The organism is Pseudomonas glycinis, from assembly GCF_054871425.1.
In genome coordinates this window covers 424,359-438,333 of the sequence record NZ_JBTYHF010000002.1, presented here as the reverse complement: position 1 = coordinate 438,333, position 13,975 = coordinate 424,359, and the positions used below count along the sequence as shown (strand labels likewise).

The 13,975-nt window shown below is 60.9% G+C and carries 13 protein-coding genes; 9 read left to right on the top strand and 4 right to left on the bottom strand.

Translation table 11 applies throughout. The annotated features are described in order from the left end of the window. Window positions 1–172: 172 nt before the first annotated feature. A complete protein-coding gene (locus tag ACYSTU_RS06095; RefSeq protein WP_122692327.1) occupies window positions 173–415 on the top strand; it encodes a DUF1127 domain-containing protein in 243 nt (80 codons plus the stop codon). A 120-nt stretch (window positions 416–535) separates the two neighbouring features. On the opposite strand, the gene ACYSTU_RS06090 is transcribed toward ACYSTU_RS06095, so the two are convergent. Beyond that, entirely contained in the window at window positions 536–1,846 is a 1,311-nt protein-coding gene (locus tag ACYSTU_RS06090; protein ID WP_498996801.1) for an NAD(P)/FAD-dependent oxidoreductase, read from the bottom strand. Between the two features lie 146 nt (window positions 1,847–1,992). On the opposite strand from ACYSTU_RS06090, the gene ACYSTU_RS06085 reads away from it, so the two are divergent. Beyond that, window positions 1,993–2,346: a YkgJ family cysteine cluster protein gene (locus ACYSTU_RS06085; RefSeq protein ID WP_123441968.1), complete on the top strand. Its 354-nt coding sequence runs from the start codon at window positions 1,993–1,995 to the stop codon at window positions 2,344–2,346. 120 nt (window positions 2,347–2,466) lie between these two features. Here ACYSTU_RS06085 and ACYSTU_RS06080 read toward each other — a convergent pair whose 3' ends face one another. Beyond that, window positions 2,467–2,955 carry an Lrp/AsnC ligand binding domain-containing protein gene (locus ACYSTU_RS06080; RefSeq protein ID WP_010465173.1) on the bottom strand — a complete coding sequence of 163 codons (489 nt, stop codon included), beginning with the start codon at window positions 2,953–2,955 and terminating at the stop codon, window positions 2,467–2,469. Between the two features lie 153 nt (window positions 2,956–3,108). Between ACYSTU_RS06080 and dadA the strand changes: the two genes are divergently transcribed. From dadA to ACYSTU_RS06050, 6 genes are all read left to right on the top strand, one after another. Continuing rightward, window positions 3,109–4,413 carry a D-amino acid dehydrogenase gene (gene dadA, locus ACYSTU_RS06075; protein WP_122506211.1) on the top strand — a complete coding sequence of 435 codons (1,305 nt, stop codon included), beginning with the start codon at window positions 3,109–3,111 and terminating at the stop codon, window positions 4,411–4,413. Further along, on the top strand, window positions 4,385–4,738 hold the full coding sequence (locus ACYSTU_RS06070; protein ID WP_016772564.1) for a RidA family protein: 354 nt from the start codon (window positions 4,385–4,387) through the stop codon (window positions 4,736–4,738). The genes dadA and ACYSTU_RS06070 overlap by 29 nt, the downstream gene beginning before the upstream one ends. A 93-nt stretch (window positions 4,739–4,831) precedes the next feature. Then, window positions 4,832–5,905 (top strand): alanine racemase, encoded by a 1,074-nt coding sequence (alr, locus tag ACYSTU_RS06065; protein ID WP_051600813.1) that lies wholly within the window; start codon window positions 4,832–4,834, stop codon window positions 5,903–5,905. Between the two features lie 88 nt (window positions 5,906–5,993). Next, window positions 5,994–6,542, top strand: a complete 549-nt coding sequence (locus ACYSTU_RS06060; protein WP_016772566.1) for a cupin domain-containing protein — start codon at window positions 5,994–5,996, stop codon at window positions 6,540–6,542. Between the two features lie 181 nt (window positions 6,543–6,723). Continuing rightward, a complete protein-coding gene (locus tag ACYSTU_RS06055) occupies window positions 6,724–7,137 on the top strand; it encodes a c-type cytochrome (protein WP_039757383.1) in 414 nt (137 codons plus the stop codon). 169 nt (window positions 7,138–7,306) lie between these two features. Further along, the gene (locus tag ACYSTU_RS06050; RefSeq protein WP_217879030.1) at window positions 7,307–9,229 is read left to right on the top strand and encodes an acetyl-CoA hydrolase/transferase C-terminal domain-containing protein; all 1,923 of its coding nucleotides are present in this window, start codon (window positions 7,307–7,309) and stop codon (window positions 9,227–9,229) included. A gap of 132 nt (window positions 9,230–9,361) precedes the next feature. On the opposite strand, the gene ACYSTU_RS06045 is transcribed toward ACYSTU_RS06050, so the two are convergent. Both ACYSTU_RS06045 and rep read right to left on the bottom strand, forming a co-directional pair. After that, window positions 9,362–9,934: a xanthine phosphoribosyltransferase gene (locus ACYSTU_RS06045; RefSeq protein ID WP_016772573.1), complete on the bottom strand. Its 573-nt coding sequence runs from the start codon at window positions 9,932–9,934 to the stop codon at window positions 9,362–9,364. Between the two features lie 57 nt (window positions 9,935–9,991). Further along, window positions 9,992–12,001, bottom strand: coding sequence for a DNA helicase Rep (gene rep / locus ACYSTU_RS06040; RefSeq protein WP_130926278.1), 2,010 nt, complete (start codon window positions 11,999–12,001; stop codon window positions 9,992–9,994). 272 nt (window positions 12,002–12,273) lie between these two features. Between rep and ACYSTU_RS06035 the strand changes: the two genes are divergently transcribed. Further along, complete coding sequence (locus ACYSTU_RS06035) at window positions 12,274–13,944, top strand: putative bifunctional diguanylate cyclase/phosphodiesterase (protein ID WP_016772575.1); 1,671 nt, start codon at window positions 12,274–12,276, stop codon at window positions 13,942–13,944. The last annotated feature ends 31 nt before the right edge of the window (window positions 13,945–13,975 follow it).

Sequence of the window (13,975 nt, the reverse complement as noted above, 5' to 3'; positions counted from 1 at the left end):
AGCCTCGGTGCGTCTTGGTGGAAACCAGTACAGATGCGGCAAAAATCAGTCATTCAGTCGGTGAATCGGCAAATCTGTATGGAGTTAATACAGGTTCTTTGAGTCTGTAATGGTTTTGCTCGCCCGCGCATCATGGAATCTCTGGCTACCCAAGTAAACAGGAGCAACGAAAATGAACGGCTTGAGCGATGTGCGGCTGACGTTACACAGTCAGGAACTGGCGGCAGGGCAGAAGGACAGCGCGCGCAATCTGCTGCGTAACGCACCGTCCGGCCTCAGTCGCTGGGGTCTGTTCTGGCATCGTCTGCACACGCGCAAGGCGTTGCTAGGCCTGACACCGGAGCAACTCAGGGATGTCGGGTTGACGCGGGAGCAGGCAAGGGAGGAGGGATTGAAGCCGTTTTGGCGGATATGAATACCACAGAGCGTTCCCACGCTCTGCGTGGGAACGCCGCCCCGGACGCTCTGCGTCCGCTGTGACGCAGAGCGTCACTGGATGCATTCCCACGCGGAGCGTGGGAACGATCCTGATTCGTCAGACCAACTCTTTCAGCCGATGCCACAACATCCCCAACGCCAACAACGGCGAGCGCAAATGCTTGCCGCCGGGAAAGGTGATGTGCGGCACTCTGGTGAACAGATCAAAGCCGCCGCCATGCTGCCCGCTGATCGCTTCGGCCAGCAGCTTGCCGGCCAGGTGGGTGGCATTCACCCCGTGCCCGGAATACGCCTGGGCGTAATACACGTTCGTCTGGTCGGCGAGCCGGCCAATCTGCGGCAAGCGGTTGGCACCGATGCCGATCATTCCGCCCCACTGATAATCGATTTTCACCCCGGCCAGTTGCGGGAACACTTCAAGCATCTTCGGCTGCATATAGGCGCCGATGTCTTTCGGATCGCGTCCCGAGTAATGACAGGCGCCGCCAAACAACAAACGTCGATCCGCCGAGAGCCGGTAGTAATCGAGCGCCACCCGCTGGTCGCAGACCGCCATGTTCTGCGGCAGCACGTTGTGCGCCTGCTCTGCGCTCAGCGGTTCGGTGGCGATGATGTAACTGCCGGCGGGCAGGACCTTACCGCTCAGTTGCGGGTTCAAGTCATTGAGATAGGCATTGCAGCCCAGCACCAGGGTCTTCGCCCGCACCGAGCCTTGCGCGGTGTGCACCTTCACTTCGGGGCCGTAATCGATGCGCGTCACTGCCGAACGCTCGAACAGCTGCACGCCCAGTTGCTGCGCCGCTGCCGCTTCGCCCAGTGCCAGATTCAGCGGATGCAGATGTCCGGAGCCCATGTCGATCAAGCCGCCGACATAGCGCTTGGAACCGACCACGGTGTGCATTTCACTGGCCTGCAACAGACGGGTTTCGTAGCGGTAACCGAGGCCGCGCAACTCTTCGGCATCTTCGGCAAAACCGTCGAGATCGGAAGGCTTGTTGGCGAGGTCGCAGTAGCCCCAGGTCAGGTCGCAGGCAATGCCGAAACGCTCGACGCGCCGGCGGACAATCTCCACCGCTTCCAGGCCCATGAGTTTCATCTCGCGCACGCCCTCGGCACCGATGACATTGGCGAACTGATCAAGGCCGTGACCGACGCCGCGAATCAACTGCCCGCCGTTGCGACCGCTGGCGCCCCAGCCGATCCGGTGCGCTTCCAGCAACACCACGCTGAAACCGCGTTCGGCGAGTTCCAGCGCCGTGTTCAGCCCGGAAAAGCCACCGCCGACCACGCAGACATCCGCCACCACCTCGCCTTGCAGCACGGGATGGTCAGGCTGCGGCAGGCTGCTGGCGGCGTAATAAGAGGCAATGTGGGGTTGGCTCGCGGTGGTCTGGGCGCGGGCGGTCATGGGCATCATCCAACGGCTGAGTGTCGAGAAAATTTGACGGAGCATAAGCCGCACGCCCGAACGTGGGCAACATCGGTCGGCCTGCGGTGTCTGGATCCGGGCTTTTGCGGCACAATCATCAGCCCGCCACTTTGGTCACCGTTTCGATGAGCTGCAACAGCCAGAAAATCCGCAACCTGCGTCAGCAGATCCCCACGTTCGACTGCGTGCCGGGCTGCCACGACTGCTGCGGGCCGGTGACCACTTCGCCCGAGGAAATGGCCCGGCTGCCGCGCAAGACCCGCGCCGAGCAGGATGCCGCGCTGGAAGAACTCAACTGTGTGCACCTGGGGCCAAATGGCTGCACGGTGTATGAAGAGCGACCGCTGATCTGTCGATTGTTTGGTACCACCAAGACGCTGCCATGCCCGAACGAGCGGCGGCCGGTGGAGCTGATTCATCCGCGGGTGGAGAAGCAGATATTCGAGTACATGGCGGCGAATCGGCAGGTGTTGGTTTAAGTGATCGTTCCCACGCTCTGCGTGGGAATGCAGCCCGGGACGCTCTGCGTCCCAAAGGCCGAACGCGGAGCGTCCGAAGAGGCATTCCCACGCAGAGCATGGGAACGATCATTGCGGTGATCAATCCGGAATCGGCAGGCACAGGCTCTCTTTCACCTCTTCCATGACGATATAGCTCTTCGATTCACGCACATGCGGCAGCTTCAACAGAATGTCGCCGAGCAGTTTGCGATACGAGGCCATCTCGGAAATCCGCGCCTTCACCAGATAGTCGAAATCCCCTGAAACCAAATGGCACTCCAGCACATGCGGCAGCTTCAGCACCGCGCGTCTGAATTCTTCGAATGTGTCGCCGGATTTGTAGTCGAGGCTGATCTCGACAAACACCAGCAGGCTACCCTTCAAATGCTGCGGATTGAGCCGGGCGTTGTAGCCCATGATGATCCCTTCGCGCTCCAGACGCCGCACGCGCTCGGTGCACGGCGTGGTCGAGAGGCCGACCTTTTCCCCCAGTTCGGTGAAGGAAATCCGCCCGTCCGCCTGGAGGATGCGCAGGATATTGCGGTCGATCTTGTCCAGCTCACGTTTGGTCTGAGTGTTGGTACGCATAGGGGATGCGCCTCCGTGAAAAGGGTTTTTGCCGAGAATTGTCGCCAAATATAGGCGCTTATATAGTGAAAAGCACTGGCATTTCTTTTTTACACTGCGCCCATCGTTGCTCTAACAAACAGTTCGGCGAAAAGCCGCGATGAGGGATTGAAAATGCGCGTCATGGTCTTGGGTAGCGGCGTCATCGGTACCGCCAGTGCTTACTATCTGGCCCGTGCCGGGTTTGAAGTGGTGGTGGTCGACCGGCAGCCTGCTGCGGCCATGGAGACCAGTTTCGCCAACGCCGGCCAGGTCTCGCCGGGTTACGCTTCGCCGTGGGCCGCGCCGGGCGTGCCGCTCAAGGCCATCAAGTGGTTGCTGCAACGCCATGCGCCATTGGCGATCAAGGCCACCGCCGATATCGACCAATACCTGTGGATGGCGCAAATGCTGCGCAACTGCACCGCCAGCCGTTACGCGGTGAACAAGGAGCGCATGGTGCGTCTGTCCGAGTACAGCCGTGACTGCCTCGATGAATTGCGCGCCGAAACCGGAATCGCCTACGAAGGCCGCAGCCTCGGCACCACGCAGTTGTTCCGTACTCAGGCGCAACTGGATAACGCCGCCAAGGACATCGCCGTGCTGAAAGAGTCCGGTGTGCCGTTTGAAGTCCTCGACCGCGCCGGCATCGCCCGCGTCGAACCGGCGCTGGCAGGCGTGACTGACATTCTCGCTGGCGCGCTGCGTCTGCCCAATGACCAGACCGGCGACTGCCAGATGTTCACCACCCGTCTCGCTGAAATGGCGCGCAAGCTCGGCGTGGAATTCCGTTTCGGCCAGGACATCCAGAAACTCGACTACGCCGGTGATCGAATCAACGGCGTGTGGATTGACGGCAAGCTGGAAACCGCTGACCGCTACGTGCTGGCGCTCGGCAGTTACTCGCCGCAGCTGCTCAAGCCGTTGGGCATCAAGGCCCCGGTGTATCCGCTCAAGGGCTACTCGCTGACCGTGCCGATCACCAACCCGGACATGGCGCCGACGTCGACCATTCTCGACGAGACCTACAAGGTCGCGATCACCCGTTTCGACAACCGCATCCGCGTCGGCGGCATGGCCGAGATCGCCGGTTTTGATCTGTCGCTGAACCCGCGTCGGCGCGAAACCCTGGAGATGATCGTCAACGACCTTTATCCTCAGGGCGGCAATCTGGCCGAAGCGAGTTTCTGGACCGGCCTGCGCCCGACCACGCCGGACGGTACGCCGATCGTTGGCGCCACGCCGTTCAAGAATCTGTTCCTCAACACCGGTCACGGTACGCTCGGCTGGACCATGGCCTGTGGTTCCGGCCGTTTGCTCGCCGACCTGATGGCGAAGAAAAAGCCGCAGATCAGCGCTGAAGGCCTCGATATTTCCCGTTACGGCAACCAGACCCAGGAGTCCGCAAAACATGTCAATCCAGCGCCAGCTCACCAATGAGCGCATGAGTCAGATCGTCAGCCACAACGGCACCGTGTATCTGGCCGGGCAGGTCGGCGACGACTTCGACGCCGGAATTGAACAGCAGACCCGCGACGTGCTCGCCAATATCGAACGTCTGCTCGATCTGGCCGGGACGGACAAACAGCATCTGTTGTCGGCAACGATCTATTTGAACGACATCGAAGCGCACTTCGCCGGGATGAACGCGGTGTGGGACCAGTGGCTGCCAAAAGGCGCTGCGCCGGCCCGCGCCACCGTCGAAGCGAAGATGGCCAAGCCGAGCATTCTGGTGGAGATCTCCATCGTCGCCGCGCTGCCATAACGTTTAACAGATCCCTCTCCCGGTGCTGCTGGCGGTTCGCGTCGTCAGTCAGCGCCGGTTTTTCTTCCCATGACCGCCCAGAAGTCTGCCGCCATGCGTCCTGCCCGTGCCCTGATCGACCTTCAAGCCCTGCGTCACAACTACCGAATTGCCCGTGAAGTCACCGGCGCCAAGGCGCTCGCGGTGATCAAGGCGGACGCCTATGGCCATGGCGCGGTACGTTGCGCCCAGGCGCTGGAAGCCGAGGCTGACGGGTTTGCGGTGGCCTGCATTGAAGAAGCACTGGAGCTGCGTTCCGCCGGGATTCGCGCGCCGGTATTGCTGCTGGAAGGCTTCTTCGAAGCCGATGAGCTGGCGTTGATCGTCGAGCATGATTTCTGGTGCGTGGTGCATTCGCTGTGGCAGCTCGAAGCGATCGAGCAGGCAGTCCTGAGCAAACCGATCACGGTATGGCTCAAGCTCGATTCCGGCATGCACCGCGTCGGCCTGCATCCGAAAGACTACCCAGCGGCCTATCAGCGTCTGCTGGCCAGCGGCAAAGTGGCAAAAATCGTGTTGATGAGCCACTTCGCCCGCGCCGATGAACTGCATGCGCAAAGCAGTGCCGAGCAGGTCGCGGTGTTCGAAGCGGCGCGTCAGGGTCTGGCGGCGGAAGTCAGCCTGCGCAACTCGCCAGCGGTGCTCGGATGGCCAGAAATCCAAAGCGATTGGGTACGCCCGGGCATCATGCTCTACGGCGCGACCCCGTTCGAAGAAGCCAACGCCGTCGCTGAACGCCTGCAACCGGTGATGACCCTCGAATCGAAAGTCATCAGTGTGCGTGAATTGCCGGCCGGCGAACCGATCGGCTATGGCGCCAGGTTCATCACCGACAAGCCAATGCGCATCGGCGTGGTCGCCATGGGCTACGCCGACGGTTACCCGCGTCAGGCGCCGACCGGCACACCCGTGCTGGTGGCGGGCAAACCCAGCCGCCTGCTGGGGCGCGTGTCGATGGACATGCTCTGCATCGATCTGACCGACGTAGCGGAAGCGGGGCTTGGTTCAACTGTCGAGCTGTGGGGTAAAAACATCCTCGCCAGCGACGTGGCAAAGTGGGCCGATACCATCCCGTATCAGATCTTCTGCAACCTGAAACGGGTGCCAAGGCTCTATTCCGAGGGTTGACGCCGCTGCGGGGGCCAGCTGTTGTAAATACTGAACGCTGTCGCCATGATAACGCTCAATATTCTTACAACATCAGGAGGCTCCCGCCTTGGACGTCGGTGAACGACTGCAATCGATCCGCAAGCTCAAAGGGCTTTCCCAGCGTGAACTCGCCAAACGCGCGGGCGTCACCAACAGCACCATTTCGATGATCGAAAAGAACAGCGTCAGCCCTTCGATCAGTTCGCTGAGAAAGGTGCTCGGCGGCATTCCCATGTCGATGGTCGAGTTCTTTTCCGAAGAGATCCTGCAGGACCAACCGACCCAGATCGTCTACAAGGCCAATGAGCTGATCGACATCTCCGACGGCGCCGTGACCATGAAACTGGTCGGCCGCGCCCACCCGAGCCGCGCCATCGCCTTCCTCAACGAAATCTACCCGCCGGGCGCCGACACCGGCGAAGAAATGCTCACCCACGAGGGCGAGGAAACCGGGATTCTGGTGGAAGGCCGCCTCGAACTGGTGGTGGGACTGGAAACTTTTATCCTCGAAGCCGGCGACAGCTACTATTTTGAAAGTACCAAGCCGCATCGTTTCCGTAACCCGTTCGACGTGCCGGCGCGACTAATCAGCGCAGCCACTCCGGCGAATTTTTAAGCAGAAGGCGCCAGGCCATGGCGGCGAAGGTGCCCGAACCGATTTACCGATGGGCAACAAGACCCCTCTAACCATGGGGTTGTTTCAGTACAGCGGCCTACCCGCTATACTTGCGCCCGCCTGCGAACCGTGGCCGCAGGCGTGAATAGCCACCATTGAGGGTGAACGCGTGAACCTAATTATGAAAATGCTGGCTGCACCAGCAACCGTACTGGCCCTCTGGGCTGTCAGCGCTCAAGCTGCGACAAATGACGACATCGCCAAACGCCTCGAGCCCGTCGGCCAGGTGTGTGTTCAAGGGCAGGAATGCAAGGGTATGGAAGTGGCTGCTACCGCTGGCGGGGGCGGCGGAGCAAAGGCCCCTAAAGACGTGATCGCCAAGCACTGCAACGCTTGTCACGGCACGGGCCTGCTCGGCGCGCCGAAGATCGGCGACAAGGCAGCCTGGAAGGAGCGCGCCGATCATCAGGGTGGTCTGGACGGCATCCTCGCCAAGGCCATCACCGGCATCAACGCCATGCCGCCAAAAGGCACCTGCGCCGATTGCTCCGATGAAGAGCTCAAGGGCGCGATCAAAGAGATGTCCGGTCTGTAATCAGCGCCGGCTTTGAAAAAAACCGTCTTCGGACGGTTTTTTTGTGCCTGTGGTTTCTGGTTTCCGATTCATTCAGGCCCTGATCCCTCCAAACCAAATGCTGTCCTTTGCAGCAAACTCAAGGCAATCTCGGTCTACCCCTATCAACGGAACGGGCGGGAGGCTTCAGATGGTGCAGTTGTGTTCGATCGAACAGGCGGTGGACGATGTGCTGGCGCGTTTGCCTGCGCACATCCACATGGGCCTGCCGCTGGGGTTGGGCAAGCCGAATCACTTCGTCAACGCGCTGTACCGGCGCATCAAGGACCTGCCCGAGCGGCAGCTGACGATCTATACCGCGCTGTGCCTCGGTCGGCCGAATCTGGGCGATGGCTTGCAGAAGCGCTTTATCGAGCCCTTCGTCGAGCGCGTGTTTGGTGATTATCCGGAGTTCGATTTCCTCGCCGATCTGCAGCGCGATAGCCTGCCCGCCAACATCCGCATCCAGCAGTTCTTCATGCAACCCGGTAGTCTGCTCAACAGCGCGTCGGCGCAGCAGGATTACGTCAGCAGCAATTACAGCCATGCCGCTCGCGACATCAACGCAGCGGGTCTCAATCTGGTGGCGCAATTGCTCGCCAGCAGCAGCGAACACCCTGATCGCTTAAGCCTGAGCTGCAACCCGGACATCACCCTCGACCTGTTGCCGATGATCGCCAAGCGCCGCGAGGCGGGGGAGACCATTGTGCTGGTCGGCCAGGTGCATACGGATCTGCCGTACATGCCCGGCGATGCGGAAGTGGATATCGACACGTTTGATCTGCTGATCGACGAAAAGGACAGCAGCACGCTGTTTTCCACGCCGAACATGCCGGTGGGGTTTCAGGATCATTTCATTGGCTTGCATGCGAGCACGCTGGTGCGCGATGGCGGTACATTGCAGATTGGTATCGGTTCGATGGGCGATGCGTTGACTGCTGCGCTACTTGCCCGTCAGGCCGATAACGCCGGTTATCAGGCGTTGCTCGATGACATCAACCTCAGCCAATGGGCGCAATTGATCCAGCGCGAGGGCGGCACCGCGCCATTTGCCAAAGGCCTTTACGGTTGCAGCGAGATGTTCGTCAACGGGCTGTTGGTATTGGCGGATGCCGGGATCATTCGGCGCAAGGTCTATCCGGATGTGCCGACTCAGCAGCAGGCCAACGCCGGTACCCTCGACGAAGCCGCGCAGCCCGACGGTATCTCGGTGCACGGCGGCTTCTTCCTTGGCCCGCGCAGTTTTTATGAGCGGCTGCGCGAGTTGCCGCAAAGCAAGCTGCTGGAATTCAACATGACCCGCATCAGCTACATCAACGAGCTGTACGGCCAGGAAGAGCTCAAGCGCTTGCAGCGCATCGATGCGCGCTTCATCAACACCGTGTTCACCATGACTCTGCTCGGCGCCGGCGTGGCTGATCAATTGGCAGACGGACGCGTGCTCAGCGGTGTCGGTGGGCAGTACAACTTTGTTGCTCAGGGCCACGCGCTGGAAGGCGCGCGATCGATGTTGATCCTGCGCAGCTGGCGCGAGTCCGGCGGCGAGGTCAGCTCCAATATCGTCTGGGACTACGGCCACTGCACGATCCCGCGGCACCTGCGCGACATCGTCGTCACCGAGTACGGCATCGCCGACCTGCGCGGAAAATCCGACGCGGCGGTGATCGAAGCGTTGCTCAATATCAGCGACTCGCGGTTCCAGCCGGGGTTGATCGAGCAGGCGCAGACAGTCGGTAAGCTGCCGAAGGACTTCCGTCTCGATCCACGGTTTGCCGACAACACACCGCAACGCTTGCGGGCGATTGCCGCACGGCATCCGAACCTGTTTCCGGAGTATCCGCTGGGCTGTGATTTCACCGCCATCGAACGGGATCTGCTGCGGGCGCTGAACTGGCTGAAGAGCAAGTTCAAGCTGACCGAGATTCTCGACTTGGGCAAGGCAGCGCTGGATGCGCCGGAGGCCTCAGTGTTCCCGGAACATCTTGAGCGGATGCAACTGACGAATCCGGAGGGTCTGAAGGAGGACCTTTTCCAACGCCTGCTGCTCACAGGCCTGAAAGCTACCGCACAGTAACTGACCACCCCCAGAACCCACTGTGGGAGCGAGCCTGCTCGCGAAAGCGGTGTGTCATTCACTCAACAGGGTGACTGACACAATGCATTCGCGAGCAGGCTCGCTCCCACAGGGGTAACTCGGTGCCGCTGGTTACTCGATGAAGGTGACGACGCCATCCTTCAGCGATTGCACGCGAGCCAGCGACTCGACGCGGTAGCCCTGCGAGTCCAGTTCGGCGCGGCCGCCCTGGAACGACTTTTCGATGACGATGCCCAGACCGGCAACGGTGGCGCCGGCCTGTTTGATGATCGAGATCAGCGCTTGCGAGGCCTTACCGTTGGCCAGGAAGTCGTCGATGATCAGCACGCGGTCGCTGCTGGTCAGGTGGCGCGGGGAGATGGCCACGGTGCTTTCGGTCTTCTTGGTGAACGAGTAGACGGTCGCCGAGAGCAGGTTTTCAGTCAGGGTCAGCGACTGTTGCTTGCGGGCGAAGATCACCGGCACGCCGAGGTTCAGACCGGTCATGATCGCCGGGGCGATGCCCGAGGCTTCGATGGTGACGATCTTGGTGATCCCGGAATCCTTGAACAGCGCGGCGAATTCGTCACCGATCAGCTTCATCAGGGCCGGGTCGATCTGGTGGTTCAGGAAAGCGTCGACTTTCAGGACCTGATCGGAAAGCACGATGCCTTCTTCGCGGATTTTTTTGTGCAGTGCTTCCACAACAGCTTCCTCTGTTGGCGCGATGGGCGCCGAAGGTAGATTAAAAAGTAGTCGATTCTAGCGCTTTAACATCGCGCGTATATCGGCCAATGCGCTATTGCCACGCACGGCTTTGACTTCAGTCGGGGTGTCGTCGTTGCCTTCCCAGGCCAGATCGTCCGGCGGCAGCTCATCCAGAAAGCGGCTCGGCGCGCAGTCGATGATTTCACCGTACTGCTTGCGCTTGGCAGCGAAGGTGAAGGCCAGGGTCTGGCGGGCGCGGGTGATGCCCACGTAGGCCAGGCGACGCTCTTCTTCGATGGTGTCGGCTTCGATGCTGGAACGGTGCGGGAGGATTTCCTCTTCCATGCCCATGATGAACACGTAGGGAAATTCCAGCCCTTTGGACGCATGCAGCGTCATCATTTGCACACCTTCGGCGCCGTCCTCTTCTTCCTGCTGGCGCTCGAGCATGTCGCGCAGCACCAGTTTGCCGATGGCGTCCTCGACGGTCATTTCGCCGTCTTCGTCTTTCTCGAGGGTGTTTTTCAACGCCTCGATCAGGAACCAGACGTTGCCCATGCGGTAGTCCGCCGCCTTGTCGCTGGAGCTGTTGGTACGCAGCCAGTTCTCGTAGTCGATGTCCATGACCATGCTGCGCAGCGCCGAGATCGGATCTTCGCCGGCGCACTGCTCGCGGACCTTGTCCATGAAGCGCTTGAAGCGCGCCAGGCGATCAGTGAAGCGGCTGTCGAGATGTTCGCCGAGGCCAATTTCGTCGGTGGCGGCATACATCGAGATCTTGCGCTCGGTGGCGTAGTTGCCGAGCTTTTCCAGGGTGGTCGAGCCGATCTCGCGACGCGGCACGTTGATCACGCGCAGGAAGGCGTTGTCGTCATCCGGGTTGACGATCAGGCGGAAGTAGGCCATCAGGTCCTTCACTTCCTGGCGACCGAAGAAGCTGTTGCCGCCGCTCAGGCGATACGGCACCTGGTGGTGTTGCAGCTTCAATTCGATCAGCTTGGCCTGGTAGTTACCGCGATAAAGAATCGCAAAATCGCTGTACGGGCGGTCGGTGCGCAAGTGCAGGCTGAGGATTTCCATGGCCACGCGCTCGGCTTCGGCGTCCTCGTTGCGGCAGCGGATCACGCGGATCTCGTCGCCGTGGCCCATCTCGCTCCACAACTGCTTTTCGAATTCGTGCGGGTTATTCGAGATCAGCACGTTGGCGCAGCGCAGGATGCGGCTGGTGGAGCGGTAGTTCTGCTCGAGCATGACCACTTTCAAGGACGGATAGTCGTCCTTGAGCAGCATCAGGTTTTCCGGACGTGCGCCACGCCAAGCGTAGATCGACTGGTCATCGTCGCCGACCACGGTGAACTGGTTGCGCTTGCCGATGAGCATCTTCACCAACAGGTACTGGCTGGCGTTGGTGTCCTGGTATTCGTCGACGAGCAGGTACCGCACCTTGTTCTGCCACTTTTCGAGAATGTCGCCGTGTTCTTCGAAGAGCTTTACCGGCAGCAGGATCAGGTCATCGAAGTCCACCGCGTTGAACGCCTTGAGCGTGCGCTGATAGTGGGTGTAGACGATGGCGGCGGTCTGCTCCTTCGGGTTGCGCGCGTTTTCCAAGGCCTGGGCGGGCAGGATCAGGTCGTTTTTCCAGGCGCCGATCATGTTCTTGATCTCGTCGACGCCGTCGTCGCCTGCGTATTCCTTCTGCATGATGTCGGTCATCAGGGCTTTGACGTCGGTCTCGTCGAAGATCGAGAAACCGGGTTTGTAGCCCAGCCGCGCATGCTCCTTGCGGATGATGTTCAGACCCAGGTTGTGGAAGGTGCAGACGGTCAGGCCACGCCCTTCGCCGGCACGCAACAGGGTGCCGACCCGCTCTTTCATCTCGCGCGCGGCCTTGTTGGTAAAGGTCATGGCGACGATGTACTGGGCGCGGATGCCGCAGTTCTGGATCAGGTGCGCGATCTTGCGCGTGATCACGCTGGTCTTGCCGGAGCCAGCACCGGCGAGCACCAATAGAGGGCCGCCGACGTAGTTCACGGCTTCTTGCTGCCGGGGATTGAGTCGGGACATACGAAAATTCGGGAGTCGTTGACGAAATGGGCCGGCATTTTAACAGGCTCAGCGATTTCTGCTGCTCTGTCCGACTTGTGACGCAGCACGCGATTCAGATTTGCCGGTTTTGTTACTTTCACGCAGGATACGCGGGGATTTTGCGGCTAATGTTCTCATTCGTGACACAAAATAACGTTTCGATGCCGTTGTCATCAGACAACGCATTGGTCATTGTTCAGCACACCGGCATAATGCCCCGCCTACATCATTGCAGAGTCTAGGGAGTCAGCTTGTCTACGCCTGTCGAACCCTTGCGTTTGCTGCTACTGGCCGAAGAGCCAGCGTGGACAGCGTTGTTGCGTGAGTGTCTGGCTCCGATGGGGAGCGCGGCGGTGCTGATCAGCGCGCCGAACTGGGATTCGGTCAGCCGCCTGTTCGAAGACAACCGCCACGCGGTACTGCTGACCCTGCCAGCGTTGCAGCCGCCGCCCGGGCGTTGCAGCCTGCCGACCGTTCTGCTGCTGGAGCACGAGCCGGCCACCGCGCCGGTCGGTGTCAGCGACTGGCTGGTGTTCGACGCCCTCGACGCCGGCATGCTCCAGCGTTGCCTGCGCCATGTGCGCGAGCGCGGCGTGCTGGAAAACACTCTTCAGCGCCTCGCCGAACAGGACCCGCTGACCGGTATCGCCAACCGTCAGGGCTTTCAGACCCTGCTCACCGCGCGCCTTGCCGAAGGCGACGGTCGTGGTCTCGCCCTCGGCCATCTCGATCTCGACAACTTCCGCCATGCCAACGACGCTCTCGGTCATCAGGCCGGCGATCGCCTGATCCTGCAAGTGGTCGCGCGGCTGAAAAGTCAGCTGGAGGCCGGCGATCAACTGGCACGGCTGGGCAGCGATGAATTCGCTCTGCTGATCGATACCCGTCGTGCACCGCAACGCGCCGAGTGGATGGCCGAACGCATCACTGAGGCGTTGGCCGAACCTTATTGGGTCGACGGCGAGAGCCTGCTGATCGGCTCCAGCCTTGGCATCGCCCATGCCCGCGCCAATGGCGGCGCCGATCCACTGATGTGGCACGCGCACATCGCCATGCAGCAGGCCAAGAGCACGCAGGGCTGCACTTTTCATATCTTCAACGAACGCATCAATCGCAACGCGCGGAGTATGGCCGACCTCGAAAGCGAACTGCGCCGGGCGTTGCGCCGCGATGAGCTGGAACTGCATTACCAGCCACGCCTGAATCTTGAGGACGGCCAGATTGTCGGCCTCGAAGCGCTGGTGCGCTGGCGCCACGGTGAGCGCGGTCTGCTGCCACCGAGTGAATTTGTGCCGCTGGCCGAGCAGAGCGGTCTGATCGTGCCGCTGGGCTACTGGGTGATTTCCCGCGCCTTGCGCGATATGCAGGCCTTGCGCGAGCAGGGGCTGCCGGCGCTGCACATGGCGATCAACCTGTCGTTCCGCCAGTTTCAGGACAGCCAGTTGCTGCCGACACTCAGCCGCCTGATCGCCGAGCGCGGCGTCGAGGCGCAGTGGCTGGAATTCGAACTGACCGAAACCGCCGTGATGCGGCGCAGCGATCTGGTCAAACAGACCATGGACGCCCTCGGCCGCCTCGGTGTGCGCTTCTCGCTGGACGATTTCGGCACCGGGTTTTCGTCGTTCGTGCACCTCAACAGCCTGCCGATCACCTTGTTGAAGATCGACAAGAGTTTTGTCGGCGGCATGGAACAGCGCGAAGAGAACCGCAAACTGGTGCACGCGATGATCAACCTTGCGCACAACCTGCACCTGGAAGTAGTTGCCGAAGGGGTGGAGACGCCGGAGCAACTGGAGTTGCTGCGCGGGTTCGGCTGCGATCAGGTGCAGGGTTACCTGATCAGCCGACCGCTGCCGCTGGATGAGTTGGTGGAATATCTGACCTTTGGAGCCAGTCAGCAGGCTTCGGTGGAAGCCATTTAAAAGATCGCAGCCTTCGGCAGCTCCTACCTTG

Coding starts and splice junctions, on each gene's coding strand:
- ACYSTU_RS06055 (WP_039757383.1), top strand. CDS start 6,724: ATGAAAATGCTGGCTGCACCAGCAACCGTACTGGCCCTCTGGGCTGTC.
- ACYSTU_RS06090 (WP_498996801.1), bottom strand. CDS start 1,846: ATGACCGCCCGCGCCCAGACCACCGCGAGCCAACCCCACATTGCCTCT.
- ACYSTU_RS06070 (WP_016772564.1), top strand. CDS start 4,385: ATGTCAATCCAGCGCCAGCTCACCAATGAGCGCATGAGTCAGATCGTC.
- ACYSTU_RS06085 (WP_123441968.1), top strand. CDS start 1,993: ATGAGCTGCAACAGCCAGAAAATCCGCAACCTGCGTCAGCAGATCCCC.
- alr (WP_051600813.1), top strand. CDS start 4,832: ATGCGTCCTGCCCGTGCCCTGATCGACCTTCAAGCCCTGCGTCACAAC.
- ACYSTU_RS06095 (WP_122692327.1), top strand. CDS start 173: ATGAACGGCTTGAGCGATGTGCGGCTGACGTTACACAGTCAGGAACTG.
- dadA (WP_122506211.1), top strand. CDS start 3,109: ATGCGCGTCATGGTCTTGGGTAGCGGCGTCATCGGTACCGCCAGTGCT.
- ACYSTU_RS06050 (WP_217879030.1), top strand. CDS start 7,307: ATGGTGCAGTTGTGTTCGATCGAACAGGCGGTGGACGATGTGCTGGCG.
- rep (WP_130926278.1), bottom strand. CDS start 12,001: ATGTCCCGACTCAATCCCCGGCAGCAAGAAGCCGTGAACTACGTCGGC.
- ACYSTU_RS06080 (WP_010465173.1), bottom strand. CDS start 2,955: ATGCGTACCAACACTCAGACCAAACGTGAGCTGGACAAGATCGACCGC.